Origin of the sequence: Streptomyces sp. NWU339, assembly GCF_003143855.1 — a bacterium.
Lineage (GTDB): Bacteria > Actinomycetota > Actinomycetes > Streptomycetales > Streptomycetaceae > Streptomyces.
The window spans coordinates 23,181-44,142 of the sequence record NZ_QFRK01000032.1 but is presented as its reverse complement, the minus strand read 5'-3'; the positions used below and the strand labels follow the sequence as shown (position 1 = coordinate 44,142).

The 20,962-nt window shown below is 67.2% G+C and carries 15 protein-coding genes and 1 pseudogene; 12 read left to right on the top strand and 4 right to left on the bottom strand.

Annotated features, from left to right (window positions below; all coding sequences use genetic code 11):
• Positions 1–81 precede the first annotated feature (81 nt).
• From DIZ27_RS29705 to DIZ27_RS29645, 12 genes and pseudogenes are all read left to right on the top strand, one after another.
• Positions 82–1,043, top strand: a pseudogene (locus DIZ27_RS29705) (hypothetical protein).
• Between the two features lie 147 nt (positions 1,044–1,190).
• Positions 1,191–2,024, top strand: coding sequence for a DUF1396 domain-containing protein (locus tag DIZ27_RS29700; protein WP_109381537.1), 834 nt, complete (start codon positions 1,191–1,193; stop codon positions 2,022–2,024).
• A 318-nt stretch (positions 2,025–2,342) separates the two neighbouring features.
• Entirely contained in the window at positions 2,343–2,873 is a 531-nt protein-coding gene (gene rplJ / locus DIZ27_RS29695; protein WP_006130602.1) for a 50S ribosomal protein L10, read from the top strand.
• A gap of 114 nt (positions 2,874–2,987) precedes the next feature.
• Positions 2,988–3,377 (top strand): 50S ribosomal protein L7/L12, encoded by a 390-nt coding sequence (gene rplL, locus DIZ27_RS29690; RefSeq protein WP_109381536.1) that lies wholly within the window; start codon positions 2,988–2,990, stop codon positions 3,375–3,377.
• Between the two features lie 626 nt (positions 3,378–4,003).
• Positions 4,004–7,489 (top strand): DNA-directed RNA polymerase subunit beta, encoded by a 3,486-nt coding sequence (gene rpoB, locus DIZ27_RS29680; protein WP_109381535.1) that lies wholly within the window; start codon positions 4,004–4,006, stop codon positions 7,487–7,489.
• Positions 7,490–7,599: 110 nt separating this feature from the next.
• Positions 7,600–11,499 (top strand): DNA-directed RNA polymerase subunit beta', encoded by a 3,900-nt coding sequence (locus DIZ27_RS29675; RefSeq protein WP_109381534.1) that lies wholly within the window; start codon positions 7,600–7,602, stop codon positions 11,497–11,499.
• Positions 11,500–11,700: 201 nt separating this feature from the next.
• Complete coding sequence (locus DIZ27_RS29670; RefSeq protein ID WP_109381566.1) at positions 11,701–12,273, top strand: DUF1707 and DUF4190 domain-containing protein; 573 nt, start codon at positions 11,701–11,703, stop codon at positions 12,271–12,273.
• A 328-nt stretch (positions 12,274–12,601) separates the two neighbouring features.
• Positions 12,602–12,973, top strand: a complete 372-nt coding sequence (gene rpsL / locus DIZ27_RS29665) for a 30S ribosomal protein S12 (RefSeq protein WP_003948652.1) — start codon at positions 12,602–12,604, stop codon at positions 12,971–12,973.
• A gap of 2 nt (positions 12,974–12,975) precedes the next feature.
• Positions 12,976–13,446, top strand: a complete 471-nt coding sequence (gene rpsG, locus DIZ27_RS29660; RefSeq protein ID WP_003992340.1) for a 30S ribosomal protein S7 — start codon at positions 12,976–12,978, stop codon at positions 13,444–13,446.
• Positions 13,447–13,485: 39 nt separating this feature from the next.
• A complete protein-coding gene (gene fusA / locus DIZ27_RS29655; protein ID WP_109381533.1) occupies positions 13,486–15,612 on the top strand; it encodes an elongation factor G in 2,127 nt (708 codons plus the stop codon).
• A gap of 155 nt (positions 15,613–15,767) precedes the next feature.
• A complete protein-coding gene (gene tuf / locus DIZ27_RS29650; protein WP_109381532.1) occupies positions 15,768–16,961 on the top strand; it encodes an elongation factor Tu in 1,194 nt (397 codons plus the stop codon).
• Positions 16,962–17,183: 222 nt separating this feature from the next.
• Complete coding sequence (locus DIZ27_RS29645; RefSeq protein WP_109381531.1) at positions 17,184–18,074, top strand: hypothetical protein; 891 nt, start codon at positions 17,184–17,186, stop codon at positions 18,072–18,074.
• Positions 18,075–18,115: 41 nt separating this feature from the next.
• Here the strand turns inward: DIZ27_RS29645 and DIZ27_RS29640 are convergent, their stop codons facing one another.
• The 4 genes from DIZ27_RS29640 to DIZ27_RS45950 form a co-directional block, all read right to left on the bottom strand.
• Complete coding sequence (locus DIZ27_RS29640; protein ID WP_375232014.1) at positions 18,116–18,571, bottom strand: FtsX-like permease family protein; 456 nt, start codon at positions 18,569–18,571, stop codon at positions 18,116–18,118.
• A gap of 692 nt (positions 18,572–19,263) precedes the next feature.
• The gene (locus tag DIZ27_RS29635; protein ID WP_109381529.1) at positions 19,264–20,295 is read right to left on the bottom strand and encodes a hypothetical protein; all 1,032 of its coding nucleotides are present in this window, start codon (positions 20,293–20,295) and stop codon (positions 19,264–19,266) included.
• Positions 20,292–20,660, bottom strand: a complete 369-nt coding sequence (locus DIZ27_RS29630; RefSeq protein WP_109381528.1) for a PadR family transcriptional regulator — start codon at positions 20,658–20,660, stop codon at positions 20,292–20,294. The genes DIZ27_RS29635 and DIZ27_RS29630 overlap by 4 nt, the downstream gene beginning before the upstream one ends.
• A 147-nt stretch (positions 20,661–20,807) precedes the next feature.
• Entirely contained in the window at positions 20,808–20,945 is a 138-nt protein-coding gene (locus DIZ27_RS45950; RefSeq protein WP_181383745.1) for a hypothetical protein, read from the bottom strand.
• Positions 20,946–20,962 lie beyond the last annotated feature (17 nt).

Genomic DNA, 20,962 nt, shown 5'->3' with positions numbered 1-20,962 from the left:
TGCCGGGTGGTCTGCGCTACGGTGCGGCCAGGGGGTTCGCACGGGAGAGGGCGGGGGCGCGTACGGGTGGGACCGGGACCGATGACGATCACGACCGTGCGCCGTACGGGCCTCGTGCTCGCGGCGTCGCTCGCGCTCACGGCGCTGACCACGCTGACCGCGATCTCCGCCTGCACCTCCTCGGCTGCCTCCGGCCCCTCCGGCCCTTCTGGCTCCGCCTACTCCTCCGGCGGCCGTGGTGCCGGCGCCGGACAGCGGGACGAGGCGTCGCGCCTGCGGTCCGTCACGGCGCTGCGGTCCGCCGAGCGCTCCACCGCCGGCGCGGGCTCCGCCCGCGTGGAGTCCACCACGGCCATGGGCTCGCTGATGTCCATGACGGCCGACGGCACCCTCGCCTGGGGCGACGACCTCATCGGCACCCTGACCATCACCTACACGGACGGCGCGGTGGCCGACGCCATGCGCCGCCTCGGCAGCACGTCGATGGAGGCCCGCTACCTGCCCGACGCCTACTACGCGCGCATGGGCGACACGTTCGCCGCGCGGACGGGCGGCGGGCACTGGCTCCGGTACGGCCACGACGACCTGGAGGACATCGCAGGCGGCGGAGCCGCCGGTCTCGGTGACCAGATCCGCGGCTTCACGCCCCAGCGGTGCGTGAAGCTGCTGCTGGCCTCCGGCGACGTGCGGAGGGTCGGTGAGGAACAGGTGCGGGGCACGCCCGCACGCGCTACTCCGGCACGGTGGAACCGGCCCGTCTGAAGATCCGGAACCCGGGCCCAGGGACGGAGCGGTCGGCCGAACTGGCGGATCTCAAGGAGCAGTTGATCAGGTCCGGGGTCACCACCCAGACGGTGGACGTCTGGGTCGACGACCGGGATCTGCTGGTCAAGAAGGTGGAGCGGGCGGAGACGGCGACAGGCCGGCTCACCCAGACCGCGTACTACGCCGACTACGGCGTGCAGGTGACGACCGAGGCTCCCCCCGCCGCCGACACCCAGGACGCCACGAACGTGCTGGACGGCCGGCGTGCCGCCCCCTGAGCCGCTGCTCGCCGCATCCCCTGCCAGGCCATCCGGGAGCCTCCGGCAGAACTCGAAAGCCGCTGTCAGAGGTGTGAGATAGGGTCAAAATCCTTGTTGTACAAGCCATGTGTTCCCTGGGGGGAACCGAGGACCTGGGGGGATTCGATGAGAACTTCCATACCTGCCGCCGGACTCACCGCACTCGTTCTTGCGGCCGGCGCGGTCGGCTGTTCCAGTGGCTCCGAGGAGTCGCCCGAGATGACGCCGGCGGCGGCCGTGGCCAAGGCGGCGAAGAACACCGAGGACATCACGTCCTTCCGGTACACGATGACCGGTGAGGTCCCGGAGCAGGGCAAGATCGAGATTGAGGCCTCGATGCGGGCCAAGCCCGACGTCGCCGTGAGCATGCAGATAACGGCTCCCGACGAGGGTGCGCAGGAGAAGGTGGAGATCCGGCTCGTCGACAAGGCCATGTACATCGGCGGCGGCGCCGAGATGGCCAAGGAGATGGACGGCAAGAGCTGGATGAAGTTCGACATGGCCGCGCTCGGCGCCGACGCGGAGTCGAACGAGCTCGGCGCCCCCCGCCAGGCCGAGCAGGACCCGGCCACCGAGTCCACCTTCCTCGCCGGCGCGAAGGACGTGAAGAAGGTCGGAACCGAGAAGATCGACGGGGTCGAGACCACTCACTACTCGGGTACCGTCACCCTCGACGACCTGCGCGACTCGCTCAAGGACAAGGACGCCAAGGCCGCCGAGGCCGGTGAGAAGAGCATCGAGAAGTACGAGAAGATGGGCGTCGAATCGCTCACGATGGACATGTGGGTCGACGGTGAGGACCACACCAAGCAGTTCCGGATGCGCGGCGACGCCCCCCAGGGCCCGCTGGACATGACCGTCAAGTTCCTCGACGTCAACAAGCCGGTGACCGTCGAGGCCCCGCCGGCCGAGGAGACCGCCGACCTGGCCGAGATGATGAAGGAAGCCGAGCAGGGCTGACCGGCCCGGATCGGACCGGTCGGCTGCTCCCGGGAACGGATTTGCCTCGCGGCGATCCGTTCCCGTACTCTCCTGAAGAAGCCAAAGACCGCTGGTTGTTGCCGTGCGCTCGTCAGAGAGTGCGGTGGCCGAAGGATCCGCTGAACTGCGGACGACCCGCGCAGGTGACAGTGGAAGAGTTCCCGGAATTCGCTGCCGCGAGGATGCGAATCACCGGTTGAGCCTCGCCCCGTGCGCCTGCGCCCGGGGCGTTTCGTTTTTCCCAGTCCTCCTTCGGGTCCGCGCGGTCCGAATCACCCGGAAGGAGGCCGAGGCTCTATGGCGAGGCCCGACAAGGCTGCTGCGGTTGCCGAGCTGACGGACAAGTTCCGCAGCTCCAACGCCGCCGTGCTGACCGAGTACCGCGGTCTCACCGTGGCGCAGCTCAAGACGCTGCGTCGTTCGCTCGGTGAGAACGCCCAGTACGCCGTGGTGAAGAACACGCTGACCAAGATTGCGGCCAACGAGGCCGGGATCACGCTGGACGACCAGCTCTTCGCTGGTCCGACGGCGGTCGCCTTCGTCACCGGTGACCCGGTGGAGTCGGCGAAGGGTCTCCGTGACTTCGCCAAGGACAACCCGAATCTCGTCATCAAGGGCGGTGTCCTTGACGGCAAGGCGCTGTCCGCCGACGAGATCAAGAAGCTTGCGGACCTCGAGTCCCGCGAGGTTCTGCTCTCCAAGCTGGCCGGTGCCTTCAAGGCGAAGCAGTCCCAGGCTGCCTCCGTCTTCCAGGCGCTGCCGTCGAAGCTCGTCCGCACCGTGGACGCGCTCCGTGCCAAGCAGGACGAGCAGGGCGGTGCCGAGTAATTCGGCTCGCTTTCCGATCCTCACCGCATGAGGTGAGGGTCGATGCGGGCCCGACGTACGCCCGCCTCACCCAGTACATCCGGCACCTGCCGATTTAGTGGAAGGACCGCCATCATGGCGAAGCTCACCCAGGACGAGCTGCTGGCCCAGTTCGAGGGCATGACCCTCATCGAGCTCTCCGAGTTCGTGAAGGCCTTCGAGGAGAAGTTCGACGTCACCGCCGCTGCGGCCGCCCCGGTCGTCGTCGCCGGTGGCGGTGCTGCCGCCGGTGCCGCCGAGGCCGAGCCGGAGAAGGACGAGTTCGACGTCATCCTCACCGGCGCCGGCGACAAGAAGATCCAGGTCATCAAGGTCGTGCGCGAGCTGACCTCCCTCGGCCTGAAGGAGGCCAAGGACCTGGTCGACGGTGCGCCGAAGCCCGTCGTCGAGAAGGTCAACAAGGAAGCCGCCGACAAGGCCAAGGAGGCCCTCGAGGGCGCCGGCGCCTCCGTCGAGGTCAAGTAAGACCTTCCGGGTCCGACAGGACTCCAGCGGCCCGGCTGAGCCGGATCCGCACCGCGTCCAGCAGGACGTGTAACGCGTAAGCGCCGAGGAGCGATCATCCATCCGGGTGGTCGCTCCTCGGTGTGTCCGGGGCCCGGCGGCGGCTGCCTTGCCCCTGGGACGGCGGGGGGTATGGTGATCTTCGATGTGGCCTTCCGCGGGCCACGAAGAGTCGCCTGTTGAGAGGCGGTTCGGGCAAGGGGGGCCTTGACGAACCGCACGCAGCGCGCAATTCTCAGGACGCGTCGTCACAAGGATCCGAATCCGAGGCATGGATCGACGGCGAAGAGGGCAGTATCACGGTGCGTCGAGGGCACGACCGTGCCGCAGGAGTTGAGAACAACGAGGGCCTCTGAGGGTCTCGAAAACCCGCGCTGGACATCAGTGTGCCGAGTGGCTACACTGACCCTTTGCGCTGCCTGTTAGCTGTCCCCTGCCCGTCACCAGGGGTCTGCCCTCACTTGAGCACAGACGATCAGACCTCTCCGACCTGGCCTTTCCCGGTCGGACGGAGAAGCGTCCGACACCGTGTCCCGTGGGGGGCCGGCACGCGCGTAGTGAGTCCGAGCCCTCGGAAGGACCCCCTCTTGGCCGCCTCGCGCAATGCCTCGACCGCGAATACGAACAACGCCGCCAGCACCGCCCCGCTGCGCATCTCCTTTGCAAAGATCAAGGAGCCCCTCGAGGTTCCGAACCTTCTCGCGCTGCAGACCGAGAGCTTCGACTGGCTGCTCGGCAACGACGCCTGGAAGGCTCGCGTCGAGGCCGCTCTGGAGAACGGTCAGGACGTCCCCACCAAGTCCGGTCTGGAGGAGATCTTCGAGGAGATCTCCCCGATCGAGGACTTCTCCGGGTCGATGTCGCTGACCTTCCGCGATCACCGCTTCGAGCCGCCGAAGAACTCCATCGACGAGTGCAAGGACCGTGACTTCACGTACGCGGCGCCGCTCTTCGTCACCGCCGAGTTCACCAACAACGAGACCGGCGAGATCAAGTCCCAGACCGTCTTCATGGGCGACTTCCCGCTCATGACGAACAAGGGCACCTTCGTCATCAACGGCACCGAGCGTGTCGTGGTGTCGCAGCTGGTCCGTTCGCCGGGTGTCTACTTCGACTCCAGCATCGACAAGACGTCCGACAAGGACATCTTCTCCGCCAAGATCATCCCGTCCCGGGGTGCCTGGCTGGAGATGGAGATCGACAAGCGCGACATGGTCGGCGTCCGCGTCGACCGCAAGCGCAAGCAGTCCGTCACCGTCCTGCTCAAGGCGCTCGGCTGGACCACCGAGCAGATCCTCGAGGAGTTCGGCGAGTACGAGTCCATGCGCGCCACCCTGGAGAAGGACCACACCCAGGGCCAGGACGACGCGCTGCTCGACATCTACCGCAAGCTGCGTCCGGGCGAGCCCCCCACCCGCGAGGCCGCGCAGACGCTGCTCGAGAACCTCTACTTCAACCCCAAGCGCTACGACCTGGCCAAGGTCGGCCGCTACAAGGTCAACAAGAAGCTGGGTGCCGACGCGCCGCTCGACGCGGGCGTGCTGACCGTCGAGGACGTCATCTCGACGATCAAGTACCTGGTGAAGCTGCACGCCGGTGAGATCGAGACCGTCGGCGACAGCGGCCAGACCATCGTCGTCGAGACGGACGACATCGATCACTTCGGCAACCGGCGCCTGCGCAGCGTCGGCGAGCTCATCCAGAACCAGGTCCGTACGGGTCTGGCCCGGATGGAGCGCGTCGTCCGTGAGCGCATGACCACGCAGGACGTCGAGGCGATCACGCCGCAGACCCTGATCAACATCCGGCCGGTCGTCGCCTCCATCAAGGAGTTCTTCGGCACCAGCCAGCTGTCCCAGTTCATGGACCAGAACAACCCGCTGTCCGGGCTGACGCACAAGCGTCGTCTGTCCGCGCTCGGCCCGGGTGGTCTCTCCCGTGAGCGGGCCGGCTTCGAGGTCCGTGACGTGCACCCCTCGCACTACGGCCGCATGTGCCCGATCGAGACGCCCGAAGGCCCGAACATCGGTCTGATCGGCTCGCTCGCCTCCTACGGCCGGGTCAACGCGTTCGGTTTCGTCGAGACCCCCTACCGCAATGTGAGCGACGGCCAGGTCACCGACGACGTCGACTACCTGACCGCAGACGAGGAGGACCGCTTCGTCATCGCGCAGGCCAACTCGCCGCTCACCGACGACCTGCGGTTCGCCGAGCCCCGCGTGCTGGTCCGCCGCAAGGGCGGCGAGGTCGACTACGTCAGCCCCGACGAGGTCGACTACATGGACGTCTCGCCGCGCCAGATGGTGTCGGTCGCGACCGCCATGATTCCCTTCCTCGAGCACGACGACGCCAACCGTGCCCTCATGGGCGCGAACATGATGCGTCAGGCCGTGCCGCTGATCAGGTCCGAGGCCCCGCTCGTCGGCACCGGCATGGAGTACCGCTCCGCCGCCGACGCCGGTGACGTGGTCAAGGCCGAGAAGTCGGGTGTGGTCCAGGAGGTCTCCGCGGACTACATCACCACCACCAACGACGACGGCACGTACATCACGTACCGCCTGGCCAAGTTCGCCCGCTCCAACCAGGGCACCTCGGTCAACCAGAAGGTCATCGTCAACGAGGGCGACCGCGTCGTCGAGGGCCAGGTCCTCGCCGACGGTCCGGCCACCGAGAACGGCGAGATGGCGCTCGGCAAGAACCTGCTGGTCGCGTTCATGCCGTGGGAGGGCCACAACTACGAGGACGCGATCATCCTGTCGCAGCGCCTCGTGCAGGACGACGTCCTCTCCTCGATCCACATCGAGGAGCACGAGGTCGACGCCCGTGACACCAAGCTCGGCCCCGAGGAGATCACCCGGGACATCCCGAACGTCTCCGAGGAGGTCCTCGCCGACCTCGACGAGCGCGGCATCATCCGCATCGGTGCCGAGGTCGTCGCCGGCGACATCCTCGTCGGCAAGGTCACGCCCAAGGGCGAGACCGAGCTGACCCCCGAGGAGCGCCTGCTGCGTGCGATCTTCGGTGAGAAGGCCCGTGAGGTCCGCGACACCTCGCTGAAGGTGCCGCACGGCGAGATCGGCAAGATCATCGGCGTGCGCGTCTTCGACCGCGAGGAGGGCGACGAGCTTCCCCCCGGTGTGAACCAGCTGGTGCGTGTCTACGTCGCGCAGAAGCGCAAGATCACCGACGGTGACAAGCTCGCCGGCCGCCACGGCAACAAGGGCGTCATCTCGAAGATCCTGCCGATCGAGGACATGCCGTTCCTGGAGGACGGCACCCCGGTCGACATCATCCTCAACCCGCTGGGTGTGCCGTCCCGAATGAACCCGGGGCAGGTACTGGAGATCCACCTCGGCTGGCTCGCCAGCCGTGGCTGGGACGTCTCCGGCCTCGCCGAGGAATGGGCCGAGCGTCTGCGGGCCATCGGCGCCGACCGCGTCGAGCCCGGCACCAACGTCGCCACCCCGGTCTTCGACGGTGCGCGCGAGGACGAGCTGGCCGGTCTGCTGCAGCACACCATCCCGAACCGCGACGGCGAGCGCATGGTGCTCCCGAGCGGTAAGGCGCGGCTGTTCGACGGCCGCTCCGGTGAGCCGTTCCCGGAGCCGATCTCGGTCGGCTACATGTACATCCTCAAGCTGCACCACCTGGTCGACGACAAGCTGCACGCCCGCTCGACCGGTCCGTACTCGATGATCACCCAGCAGCCGCTGGGCGGTAAGGCCCAGTTCGGTGGCCAGCGCTTCGGCGAGATGGAGGTGTGGGCGCTGGAGGCGTACGGCGCCGCGTACGCCCTCCAGGAGCTGCTGACCATCAAGTCCGACGACGTCACCGGCCGTGTGAAGGTCTACGAGGCCATCGTCAAGGGCGAGAACATCCCCGAGCCGGGCATCCCCGAGTCCTTCAAGGTCCTCATCAAGGAGATGCAGTCCCTGTGCCTGAACGTGGAGGTGCTGTCCAGCGACGGCATGTCCATCGAGATGCGTGACACCGACGAGGACGTCTTCCGCGCTGCGGAGGAGCTCGGCATCGACCTGTCCCGGCGCGAGCCGAGCAGCGTCGAAGAGGTCTGACGGGAGTTTCGGTCCGGAGGTTCAGCGATGAAGATCCCTGAACCTCCGGCCGGCCCCAGGACCCCGTTTCAGACCCCACGACTTACGACCCTGAGAGGGATTGACGCATAGTGCTCGACGTCAACTTCTTCGACGAGCTCCGGATCGGCCTGGCCACCGCTGACGACATCCGTCAGTGGAGCCACGGCGAGGTCAAGAAGCCCGAGACCATCAACTACCGCACCCTCAAGCCGGAAAAGGACGGACTCTTCTGCGAGAAGATCTTCGGTCCGACCCGGGACTGGGAGTGCTACTGCGGCAAGTACAAGCGCGTCCGTTTCAAGGGCATCATCTGTGAGCGCTGTGGCGTCGAGGTCACGCGCGCCAAGGTGCGCCGTGAGCGGATGGGCCACATCGAGCTGGCCGCGCCCGTCACGCACATCTGGTACTTCAAGGGCGTTCCGTCGCGCCTCGGTTACCTGCTCGATCTCGCCCCGAAGGACCTGGAGAAGGTCATCTACTTCGCGGCGTACATGATCACGTACGTCGACGAGGAGCGCCGCACCCGCGACCTGCCCTCGCTGGAGGCGCACGTCTCCGTCGAGCGCCAGCAGGTGGAGAACCGTCGCGACGCCGACCTGGAGGCCCGCGCCAAGAAGCTCGAGACCGACCTGGCCGAACTCGAGGCCGAGGGCGCCAAGGCCGACGTGCGCCGCAAGGTGCGCGAGGGCGCCGAGCGTGAGATGAAGCAGCTGCGCGACCGCGCGCAGCGCGAGATCGACCGTCTCGACGAGGTGTGGAACCGGTTCAAGAACCTCAAGGTCCAGGACCTCGAGGGCGACGAACTGCTCTACCGCGAGCTGCGTGACCGCTTCGGCACGTACTTCGACGGCTCGATGGGTGCCGCGGCGCTGCAGAAGCGCCTGGAGTCCTTCGACCTCGAGGAGGAGGCCGAGCGTCTCCGCGAGATCATCCGCACCGGCAAGGGCCAGAAGAAGACCCGCGCGCTCAAGCGCCTCAAGGTCGTCTCCGCGTTCCTGCAGACCAGCAACAGCCCCAAGGGCATGGTGCTGGACTGCGTGCCGGTCATCCCGCCGGACCTGCGTCCGATGGTGCAGCTGGACGGTGGCCGCTTCGCGACCTCCGACCTGAACGACCTGTACCGCCGCGTGATCAACCGCAACAACCGCCTGAAGCGGCTTCTCGACCTCGGCGCGCCCGAGATCATCGTGAACAACGAGAAGCGCATGCTCCAGGAGGCCGTCGACGCGCTCTTCGACAACGGCCGTCGTGGCCGCCCGGTGACGGGCCCCGGCAACCGTCCGCTGAAGTCGCTGTCCGACATGCTCAAGGGCAAGCAGGGCCGCTTCCGTCAGAACCTGCTCGGCAAGCGCGTGGACTACTCCGCGCGTTCCGTGATCGTCGTCGGTCCGCAGCTGAAGCTGCACCAGTGCGGTCTGCCGAAGGCGATGGCGCTGGAGCTGTTCAAGCCGTTCGTGATGAAGCGTCTGGTCGACCTGAACCACGCGCAGAACATCAAGAGCGCCAAGCGCATGGTCGAGCGTGGGCGCACTGTGGTGTACGACGTCCTCGAAGAGGTCATCGCGGAGCACCCGGTTCTGCTGAACCGTGCGCCCACGCTGCACCGTCTCGGCATCCAGGCCTTCGAGCCGCAGCTGGTCGAGGGCAAGGCCATTCAGATCCACCCGCTCGTCTGCACCGCGTTCAACGCGGACTTCGACGGTGACCAGATGGCCGTGCACCTGCCGCTGTCCGCGGAGGCACAGGCCGAGGCCCGCATCCTGATGCTGTCCTCGAACAACATCCTCAAGCCGGCCGACGGCCGTCCGGTGACGATGCCGACCCAGGACATGGTCCTCGGTCTGTTCTTCCTCACCACCGACGGCGAGATGCGCGAACTCAAGGGCGAGGAGCGTTCCTTCTCCTCGGTCGCCGAGGCGATCATGGCCTTCGACGCGGGCGAGCTGTCGCTCCAGTCGAAGATCGACGTCCGCTTCCCGGTCGGCACCATCCCGCCGCGCGGCTGGATCCCGCCGGTGCGTGAAGAGGGTGAGCCGGAGTGGCAGCAGGGTGACTCCTTCCGGCTGAGCACCACCCTGGGCCGTGCGCTCTTCAACGAGCTGCTGCCCGAGGACTACCCGTTCGTCGACTACGAGGTCGGCAAGAAGCAGCTCTCCGAGATCGTCAACGACCTCGCCGAGCGCTACCCGAAGGTCATCGTGGCGGCGACGCTCGACAACCTGAAGGCGGCCGGCTTCCACTGGGCGACCCGTTCCGGCGTCACCGTCGCCATCTCCGACGTCGTCGTTCCCGAGGCGAAGAAGGCGATCGTCCACGGCTACGAGGCGCAGGACGAGAAGGTCCAGAAGCAGTACGAGCGCGGTCTGATCACCAAGGACGAGCGCACGCAGGAGCTCATCGCGATCTGGACCAAGGCGACCAACGAGGTCGCCGAGGCGATGAACGACAACTTCCCGAAGACCAACCCGATCTTCATGATGGTGAACTCGGGCGCACGAGGCAACATGATGCAGATGCGTCAGATCGCCGGTATGCGTGGTCTGGTGTCGAACGCGAAGAACGAGACGATCCCGCGGCCCATCAAGGCCTCGTTCCGTGAGGGTCTGTCCGTGCTGGAGTACTTCATCTCCACGCACGGTGCCCGTAAGGGTCTGGCGGACACCGCCCTGCGTACCGCCGACTCGGGTTACCTCACCCGTCGTCTGGTCGACGTCTCCCAGGACGTCATCATCCGCGAGGAGGACTGCGGCACCGACCGCGGTCTGAAGCTGCGGATCGCCACGCGGGAGGCCGACGGCACCCTGCGCAAGGCGGACGACGTCGAGACCAGCGTCTACGCCCGCATGCTCGCCGAGGACGTCGTCATCGACGGCAAGGTGATCGCGCCGGCCAACGTCGACCTCGGTGACGTGCTCATCGAGCAGCTGGTGCACCACGGCGTCGAGCAGGTCAAGACCCGTTCGATCCTGACCTGCGAGTCCGCCGTCGGCACCTGCGCCATGTGCTACGGCCGTTCGCTGGCCACCGGCAAGCTGGTCGACATCGGTGAGGCGGTCGGCATCATCGCCGCCCAGTCCATCGGTGAGCCCGGTACCCAGCTGACGATGCGTACCTTCCACACCGGTGGTGTGGCCGGTGACGACATCACCCAGGGTCTGCCGCGTGTCGTCGAGCTCTTCGAGGCCCGTACCCCGAAGGGTGTCGCCCCGATCTCCGAGGCCGCCGGCCGCGTCCGGATCGAGGAGACCGAGAAGACGAAGAAGATCGTCGTCACCCCGGACGACGGCAGCGACGAGACGGCGTTCCCGATCTCGAAGCGCGCCCGTCTGCTGGTCGGCGAGGGCGATCACGTCGAGGTGGGCCAGAAGCTCACTGTGGGTGCCACCAACCCGCACGACGTGCTGCGCATCCTGGGTCAGCGGGCCGTCCAGGTCCACCTGGTCGGCGAGGTCCAGAAGGTCTACAACTCGCAGGGCGTGTCGATCCACGACAAGCACATCGAGATCATCATCCGGCAGATGCTCCGCCGCGTGACGATCATCGAGTCCGGCGACGCCGAGCTGCTGCCCGGCGAGCTGGTCGAGCGCTCGAAGTTCGAGACCGAGAACCGTCGTGTGGTCCAGGAGGGCGGTCACCCGGCCTCCGGTCGTCCGCAGCTGATGGGTATCACCAAGGCCTCGCTGGCGACCGAGTCGTGGCTGTCGGCGGCGTCCTTCCAGGAGACGACCAGGGTCCTCACGGACGCGGCGATCAACGCCAAGTCCGACTCCCTGATCGGCCTCAAGGAGAACGTCATCATCGGTAAGCTCATCCCGGCCGGTACGGGTCTGTCCCGTTACCGCAACATCCGGGTCGAGCCGACCGAGGAGGCCAAGGCCGCGATGTACTCGGCCGTCGGCTACGACGACATCGACTACTCGCCGTTCGGCACGGGCTCCGGCCAGGCCGTTCCGCTGGAGGACTACGACTACGGTCCGTACAACCAGTAGGCGAGTCGGCTGAAGTACCGCAGGGCGGTCACCCCGGGCACAATGGGGTGGCCGCCCTGCGGCGTTCCGCGATCCGTATCCGTGAGCTGTACGAGTGACCCGTACCGATGACCTGTACCGGTTTCGTGACGCGTAGCCCATGCCGTAAGGCTTTGCGTGGGCGCATGATGGAATGACGTGTGCAGTCGGGGGAGGTACCTGGTGTCGCAGTCGCCGTATCCGTCGTGGCAGCCCTGGCAGGGGCGAGGCGCTCCACAGCCGTGGGGCGGACCGGGCGGGCCGCAGCAGGGCGGGCCCCCGATGCTGGCCTCGCACGCGGACCGGGAGCGCACCGTGGACGTGCTCCGGGCCGGGTACGCGGAGGGCCGTCTGGACCAGCAGGAGCTCGAGCGGCGGGTGGCGCGGGCCTACCAGGCCCGTACGGTGGCGGATCTCTCGCTGCTGGTGGCCGATCTGCCGCAGGGTCCCGTGCCGCAGACCGCGGTGGTGCAGCAGCACGCCGTCCCCATGGCGCCGGCGACGTTCCTGCCCCGGCAGAAGACCAACGAGAAGGCGATCGGGTCCATGGTGTGCGGGGTGCTGTGCCTGGCGACGGGCGGGGTGACCGGCATCCCGGCCGTGGTGCTGGGGCACATGGCCCGTGCGGAGATCCGGCGCTCGGGGGATCAGGGGGACGGGCTCGCGGTGGCCGGGCTGGTGCTCGGCTGGCTGTCCGTGGCCGGCTGGGCCGCTTTCCTGTTCCTGTTGGTCATGTTCGGTATCGCGGCAGTGTGACGCGTGGGAGAACGGAAAGGGGCCGGAGCCACCCTTTCGAAGATCATTCCCTTTCACGGGCTTCACTCGCTCCGCGCGGAGGCGGGGTGACGGCCCATTTGTTTTGACCGCAGCCAATGCTATAGGTACGCTCAGACCTTGTGCCTGGGGTGTGCCCTGGCCTCCGCGTGTGCCGTCAGACCGCGCCGGGGGCTGTGAACGGCCACCGCGATCATGCGCTTCTTTCTGCCTTGCGGCGGGAGTCCGCGGGATTCGACACACCCGACCGCGTGGGTCGGTGACGTTCCAGGTTAGCTGTACCTATCGGCACACAGAAACCGGAGAAGTAGTGCCTACGATCCAGCAGCTGGTCCGTAAGGGCCGGCAGGACAAGGTCGAGAAGAACAAGACGCCCGCACTCGAGGGTTCGCCCCAGCGCCGTGGCGTCTGCACGCGTGTGTTCACCACCACCCCGAAGAAGCCGAACTCGGCCCTCCGTAAGGTCGCGCGTGTGCGTCTGACCAGCGGTATCGAGGTCACTGCTTACATTCCGGGTGAGGGACACAACCTGCAGGAGCACTCCATCGTGCTCGTGCGCGGCGGCCGTGTGAAGGACCTGCCGGGTGTTCGCTACAAGATCATCCGTGGCTCCCTCGACACCCAGGGTGTCAAGAACCGCAAGCAGGCCCGCAGCCGCTACGGCGCCAAGAAGGAGAAGTAAGAATGCCTCGTAAGGGCCCCGCCCCGAAGCGCCCGGTCATCATCGACCCGGTCTACGGTTCTCCTCTGGTGACCTCCCTGATCAACAAGGTGCTGCTGAACGGCAAGCGCTCCACCGCCGAGCGCATCGTCTACGGTGCCATGGAGGGCCTTCGCGAGAAGACGGGCAACGACCCGATCATCACGCTGAAGCGCGCTCTCGAGAACATCAAGCCGACCCTCGAGGTCAAGTCCCGCCGTGTCGGTGGCGCCACCTACCAGGTGCCGATCGAGGTCAAGCCCGGTCGCGCCAACACCCTGGCGCTGCGCTGGCTGGTCGGTTACTCCCGCGCCCGTCGCGAGAAGACCATGACCGAGCGTCTGCTCAACGAGCTCCTCGACGCCAGCAACGGCCTCGGTGCCGCTGTGAAGAAGCGCGAGGACACGCACAAGATGGCCGAGTCCAACAAGGCCTTCGCGCACTACCGCTGGTAGTCGCTACCCACATCGAGACCGAGAGAAGACTGAAGCCTTATGGCTACCACTTCACTTGACCTGGCCAAGGTCCGCAACATCGGGATCATGGCCCACATCGACGCGGGCAAGACGACCACCACCGAGCGGATCCTGTTCTACACCGGCGTGTCGTACAAGCTTGGCGAGACCCACGAGGGTTCCGCCACGATGGACTGGATGGAGCAGGAGCAGGAGCGTGGCATCACGATCACCTCTGCTGCGACGACCTGTCACTGGCCGCTCGAAGACAACGACTACACGATCAACATCATCGACACCCCGGGGCACGTCGACTTCACCGTAGAGGTGGAGCGTTCCCTGCGCGTGCTCGACGGTGCCGTGACCGTGTTCGACGGTGTCGCCGGTGTCGAGCCGCAGTCCGAGACGGTGTGGCGTCAGGCCGACCGTTACGGTGTGCCGCGTATCTGCTTCGTCAACAAGCTGGACCGGACCGGCGCGGAGTTCCACCGCTGCGTCGACATGATCAAGGACCGCCTGGGTGCGCAGCCGCTGGTCATGCAGCTGCCGATCGGTGCCGAGGCCGACTTCCACGGCGTCGTGGACCTGGTCCGCATGAAGGCGCTCGTGTGGTCCGCCGAGGCCGCCAAGGGCGAGATGTACGACGTCGTCGACATCCCGGCCACGCACACCGAGGCCGCCGAGGAGTGGCGCGGCAAGCTGATCGAGGCTGTCGCGGAGAACGACGAAGAGATCATGGAGCTGTACCTGGAGGGCCAGGAGCCCACCCAGGAGCAGCTGCACGCCGCGATCCGTCGCATCACCATCGCGTCCGGCAAGTCCACCGACACCACCATCACCCCGGTGTTCTGCGGCACCGCGTTCAAGAACAAGGGCGTTCAGCCCCTGCTCGACGCGGTCGTGCGCTACCTCCCGACCCCGCTCGACATCGAGGCCATCGAGGGCCACGACGTCAAGGACCCCGAGGTCGTGATCAAGCGCAAGCCGTCCGAGGACGAGCCGCTGTCGGCCCTCGCGTTCAAGATCATGAGCGACCCGCACCTCGGCAAGCTCACCTTCGTCCGGGTCTACTCGGGCCGCCTGGTGTCCGGCACCGCCGTGCTGAACTCCGTCAAGGGCAAGAAGGAGCGCATCGGCAAGATCTACCGCATGCACGCCAACAAGCGTGAGGAGATCGAGTCGGTGGTCGCCGGTGACATCGTCGCCGTCATGGGCCTGAAGCAGACCACCACCGGTGAGACGCTGTCCGACGACAAGCAGCCGGTGATCCTGGAGTCCATGGACTTCCCGGCGCCGGTCATCCAGGTCGCCATCGAGCCCAAGTCGAAGGGCGACCAGGAGAAGCTGGGCGTCGCGATCCAGCGCCTGGCCGAGGAGGACCCGTCCTTCCAGGTCCACTCGGACGAGGAGACCGGCCAGACCATCATCGGTGGTATGGGCGAGCTGCACCTCGAGGTGCTGGTCGACCGTATGCGCCGTGAGTTCAAGGTCGAGGCCAACGTCGGCAAGCCGCAGGTCGCCTACCGCGAGACGATCCGCAAGGCCGTCGAGCGCGTGGACTACACCCACAAGAAGCAGACCGGTGGTACCGGTCAGTTCGCCAAGGTGCAGATCGCGATCGAGCCCATCGAGGGCGGCGACGCCTCGTACGAGTTCGTGAACAAGGTGACCGGTGGCCGTGTGCCGAAGGAGTACATCCCTTCGGTGGACGCCGGTGCGCAGGAGGCCATGCAGTTCGGTATCCTCGCCGGCTACGAGATGACGGGCGTCCGCGTCACGCTTCTCGACGGTGGCTACCACGAGGTGGACTCCTCCGAGCTCGCGTTCAAGATCGCCGGTTCGCAGGCCTTCAAGGAGGCCGCGCGCAAGGCTTCGCCCGTGCTCCTCGAGCCGATGATGGCCGTCGAGGTCACCACGCCCGAGGACTACATGGGTGAAGTCATCGGCGACATCAACTCCCGCCGTGGCCAGATCCAGGCCATGGAGGAGCGGGCCGGTGCTCGCGTCGTGAAGGGCCTCGTGCCCCTTTCGGAGATGTTCGGCTACGTCGGGGACCTCCGCAGCAAGACGTCGGGTCGCGCAAGCTACTCGATGCAGTTCGACTCCTACGCCGAGGTTCCGCGGAACGTCGCCGAGGAGATCATCGCGAAGGCCAAGGGCGAGTAACGGACTCCGTTCACACGCTTTAGGCTTGACCCCGGAGCCTGCTTGGGGCATTCCGCCGCAAACCCGGTGGAATGCCCCCGGCCCCGGGCTTTCCAGCAAAGATCACCTGGCGCCGATGAGTAAGGCGTACAGAACCACTCCACAGGAGGACCCCAGTGGCGAAGGCGAAGTTCGAGCGGACTAAGCCGCACGTCAACATCGGCACCATCGGTCACATCGACCACGGTAAGACGACCCTCACGGCCGCCATTACCAAGGTGCTGCACGACGCGTACCCGGACCTGAACGAGGCCTCGGCCTTCGACATGATCGACAAGGCGCCCGAAGAGCGCCAGCGTGGTATCACGATCTCGATCTCGCACGTCGAGTACCAGACCGAGCAGCGTCACTACGCCCACGTTGACTGCCCCGGTCACGCGGACTACATCAAGAACATGATCACGGGTGCCGCCCAGATGGACGGCGCCATCCTCGTGGTCGCCGCCACCGACGGCCCGATGCCGCAGACCAAGGAGCACGTGCTCCTGGCCCGCCAGGTCGGCGTTCCGTACATCGTCGTCGCCCTGAACAAGGCCGACATGGTGGACGACGAGGAGATCCTGGAGCTCGTCGAGCTCGAGGTCCGTGAGCTCCTCTCCGAGTACGAGTTCCCGGGCGACGACGTTCCCGTCGTCAAGGTCTCCGCTCTGAAGGCCCTCGAGGGCGACAAGGAGTGGGGCAACACCGTCCTCGAGCTGATGAAGGCCGTGGACGAGTCGATCCCGGCTCCCGAGCGTGACGTCGACAAGCCGTTCCTGATGCCGATCGAGGACGTCTTCACGATCACCGGTCGCGGCACGGTCGTCACCGGCCGTATCGAGCGTGGTGTCCTCAAGGTCAACGAGACCGTCGACATCATCGGCATCAAGCAGGACAAGACCACCACCACGGTCACCGGCATCGAGATGTTCCGCAAGCTGCTCGACGAGGGCCAGGCCGGTGAGAACGTCGGTCTGCTGCTCCGCGGCATCAAGCGCGAGGACGTCGAGCGCGGCCAGGTCATCATCAAGCCCGGTTCGGTCACCCCGCACACCGAGTTCGAGGCCCAGGCCTACATCCTGTCGAAGGACGAGGGTGGCCGTCACACCCCCTTCTTCAACAACTACCGCCCGCAGTTCTACTTCCGTACGACGGACGTGACCGGCGTCGTGACCCTCCCCGAGGGCACCGAGATGGTCATGCCGGGTGACAACACCGAGATGAAGGTGGAGCTCATCCAGCCCATCGCCATGGAAGAGGGCCTGAAGTTCGCCATCCGTGAGGGTGGCCGGACCGTGGGCGCCGGCCAGGTCACCAAGATCAACAAGTAAGCTCCGGCTGCTTGCTGATCCGACCTGGTAGCTCCACCGCGAGCACCTGAGAGGGCCCGCACGACTTCGGTCGTGCGGGCCTTTTCGTGTCTTGGGCGGACGCGCAGGCGGGCCGATGCGCGGGCGGGCCGACGTCAAGCGCCGGACCCTGTCCGTCACCCGATCGCGGGAAGTACTGGCATATGAGGGCCATGTGTCGAGGGATATCCCTAGCTTCGGATCATGGTCAGCTCATCCCACGAGGCCCTGCACCGGATCTTCCAGGAAGATCCGGGCCTCTTCGCGCGTGCCGTCAAAGGACTCGGAGTCCTCTTCGCCACCCCGCTTTCGGCCTCCACCCTCTCCACCGACCTCACCGAGAACCGCCCGGTAGAGCGCCGGGTGGACACGCTGCTGCGGATGGACACCTCCGACAACGGCAGCTTCGTCCTGGCCGTTGAGTCACAGGGCAAGCGGGACCCCGACAAGCCCGCGAGTTGGGCTTATTACCTCTCACATCTGTACGCGAAATACCGTTTGCCTCCGGTTCTCCTCGTCGTCTGTGCGGACCGGCGCACTGCTGCCTGGGCGGCTCGGCATGTCGACATCGGTCCGCCGCAGTGGCCCTCACTCACGTTGCGTCCCCTGGTACTCGGGCCGGATGAGGTGCCCGTGGTCTTCGACCCCGACGAGGCCGCTCGTGACATTCCGCTCACGGTTCTCTCAGCGGCTCTGCACCGCCGTGACCCGGATGCCAATGTGATACTGAAGGCACTGGCCGTGGCGCTGAAAGGCCTGTCGGCCGACGACGAGAACACCGCAGGTAAGTTCATCGAGCTCACGGAACAAGGCCTCGGCAAGGCGCCGGCCGCGGATTTCTGGAGGCAACTCATGGCCGCAGACCTCTCCTTTTTCCAGTCGCAGACCGCCCAGAACCTTCGGGCGGAGGGCAAGGCGGAGGGCAAGGCCGACGACATCCTGCTTCTGCTGGAGCGCCGGGAGGTCGAGCTCTCCGAGGCGGAGCGTGAGCGAATCCTCGGGTGCCCCGACCTCGACACACTGAGCCTCTGGTTCGTGCGCGCCATCACGGCCACGTCGGCGGCGGAGGTCTTCGAGAGCGGTGAGGCGGGCTGAGCCGGTCCGGGGGCGCGGCAGCGATGCGTCGGGGAGGGTGCTCATTCGTGGATGCCCGCGAGTTCCACCGCACGGCGCCGTAGGGCCGGGCCGGCCGGGGCGACCGACGCGAGTGCCGCGAGGAACGCGCAGGCGCCGACGACCGCGCCGATCGTCGGCCACGGCAGCACGGGTGTGGGGCGCACCGAGAGCAGGCTCAGCGCCGCCCACATGTCGGCCGGGTTGAGCGCGGCGACGGCCAGTCCCAGGAGCGCTCCGACCGCGACGACCAGCAGTGACTCGGCGCACACCAGCCGCAGTACCTGCCCGTTGGTGGCCCCGGCCAGTCGCAGCACCGCCAGGTCACGGACCCGGTCGGAGGTGGCCGTCACCATCGTGTTGACCAGGGAGATGCCGGTGTAGAGCAGGGCGATGCCGAGCACCAGCAGAAGGCCGAGCCGGGGCGAGCGGTTGGTCTCCGGACAGGTGGCCGCGACCCACTCGTCCTTGCCGAGCACCTGACCGCCTGCCGACCGCACCGCCCGACGGCCACGTCCAGCGGCCGTGCCCCGAGCACCGTCCGGTACGTCCACTCCTGGCGGGCCTCGTCACGGGGCAACGCGTACCGAGCCAAGGCCGGTACGTCGGAGAAGGCCAGGATCCGGGACACGCCGCCGAAGTCGGCGGTGAGCCATCCGCCGGTCCGGGGCGGGGCCAGGGCCGCGGTGTCCCGGAAGGCTTCCAGGAACGCGGTGAACTCCCTTCGTCGGGAAGCGACTTCCGCGCCGGAAGGTTCGGCGGGCCCGGTTCGTCTCCGTCAGGTCGGGAGCCTCGGACGCCGTGGTGCTTCCGGAAACCTCCGACGGGCGGGGAGCCTTTGGTGGTTGCTCGGTCATCTCCGCGTACTCGGCAAGTCGGGAACGCCGTACCGGCACCTCCGTACCGGCACCTCCGTGCCGCCACCGGAATCTGTCATCGCACAACCTTGGCACGTCACCCGTCACTGCTTTCCCAGCAGCCCAGTCGACCTCTCACCGGTCCGGCCGCAGTGGCCCGCCGTGGCGAAGCCCCGCCGGGGGCACCGATGGCGGGGAAGCCGATCGTGAACCACCGCCCGCAGTTCTACTTCCGTACGACGGGCGTGACCGGCCAAACCTGGTGGCTCCACCGCAGGCCTTTTCGCATGACCGTCGAAGACGGCCCGCGTGGGTCACCGGACCCTCGTCCTCCGGAAAAGGACGATCGTCCAGGCGGTGGCGCAGACGAAGAGCGCCGCGTGGACCCAGGGCACCGCGCCGCCGCTGTCGGAGTCCAGCAAGGTGAGGGTGAACAACACGGCGAAGACGGCCATGGAGAAGAGGGCGCCGAGGAACTGGTGGCGGAGCCGCTGGACGTCCCGGCCCGGGCCGTCGGTCAGGTCCATGGCGTAGACCTCCACCTGGCCGAGTTCCTGCTGTGCGCCGCGTCCGGTGGCCGCCAGGTGGTCCCGTGCCTCGGTCACATGCCGCTGCGCGGTGCGCAGGGGGAGGCCGTGCCGCCCGTACAGCAACTCGCCCAGTCGGCACAGCCATTGCTCATCATCGAGCCGGCGGCCTTCGCCGGGGGAGAGCCACCGGTTCACCGCCTGTGAGGGTATGGCCAGCCCGAGGGCGCCGAGCAGTACCCCGCACCCTGCTGCCGTGATCGGGGGGAACGGGAAGGGGGGCGCGTCCCGGATCGCGGGGAGGGCTGCGAGGTAGACGCCGGCCGCGGTGATGACGCCGGCGACGGCGCCGTAGAGCCAGGCGGTCCGGGTTCGTCCGGCCGCGCGCAGGGCGGGGAAGACCGCGAAGCCGACGGCCACGAACACGGACGTGGAGAGGGACAGGAGGAGAGTTGAGGCGCCGGACAGTTCCTCGCTGTCGAACGTACCCACCGCGGCCATGATCAGCACGGCGATGCCTCCGGCCACCATGCCCTGCCGGAAATGCGTGGCCGGTGTCCTGCCCTCGAAGTCGCGTGTGCTGCGGTGCCCGGCGTCGACCCGTTCGGTGGCCACCACGGCGGCGTACTCCTCGGCGGGGCCGAAGAGTTCCTCCGCCGGCTGTCCCGTCTCGGTGACCGCCTCGGCGACCTCCTCCAGCACACGGTTCACCAACTCGCGCGGCACGCTGTGCACGAGGGTGAGTTCCAGTTCCAGCTTGTCGGCCCAGGCGTCCCGGTCGCTGTGACCCGGCCGGGTACCGGCGGCGGCCTTCGTCATCGGTCCTTCTCCTGTTCATGAGGTGTGGTGGTGGGGCCGGCCGGGAACGCCGCCACCGTGTCGACCGCCGTGCGGAACTCCTGCCATGCCTGGCGCTCCCGTGCCAGCCGGCCTCGCCCCGCATCGGTCAGCCGGTAGTACTTCCGGCCGGGGCCGCCCTCTCCCGGGGCCCATCGGACCTCGACCGCACCGTCGTCGGCGAGCCGCGTCAGTGCCGGGTACAGCACGGCGCCCTTGACCGTGCCGAGTCCCGATTCCTCGAGCTGTTGGAGCAGCGCGTACCCGTAACTCTCTCCGCGCTCCAGCGCGGCCAGAAGGCACAGCGGCAGGACGGCGCGGAGCCATGCGGGCTGGATGTCGCCCATGCATCGACCTCCTCTTGATCAAGACTAGTCTGAAATTCAGAATAGTCGGGTGTCAAGAGTATGTGGGGAAGGGGGTCAGGAATGAGCAGTGTCGACGAGGGTCCGGTGACAGGGACTGGAGGTCGCGGTGAAGGGTGATCTGGAGTTCTACGGAACGGGCTTGCGCATGCGGTGGACGCTCGGCTTCGCCGTCCGGGCGAAGTGAGGGTTCGCGTCGAGGTGCCCGCACGCCGTCGACCGCGGCGCACCGAACAGGTCGCCACCGACCTGCGGGTTCGTGATCACGGTGGTGGGTGTCGGCA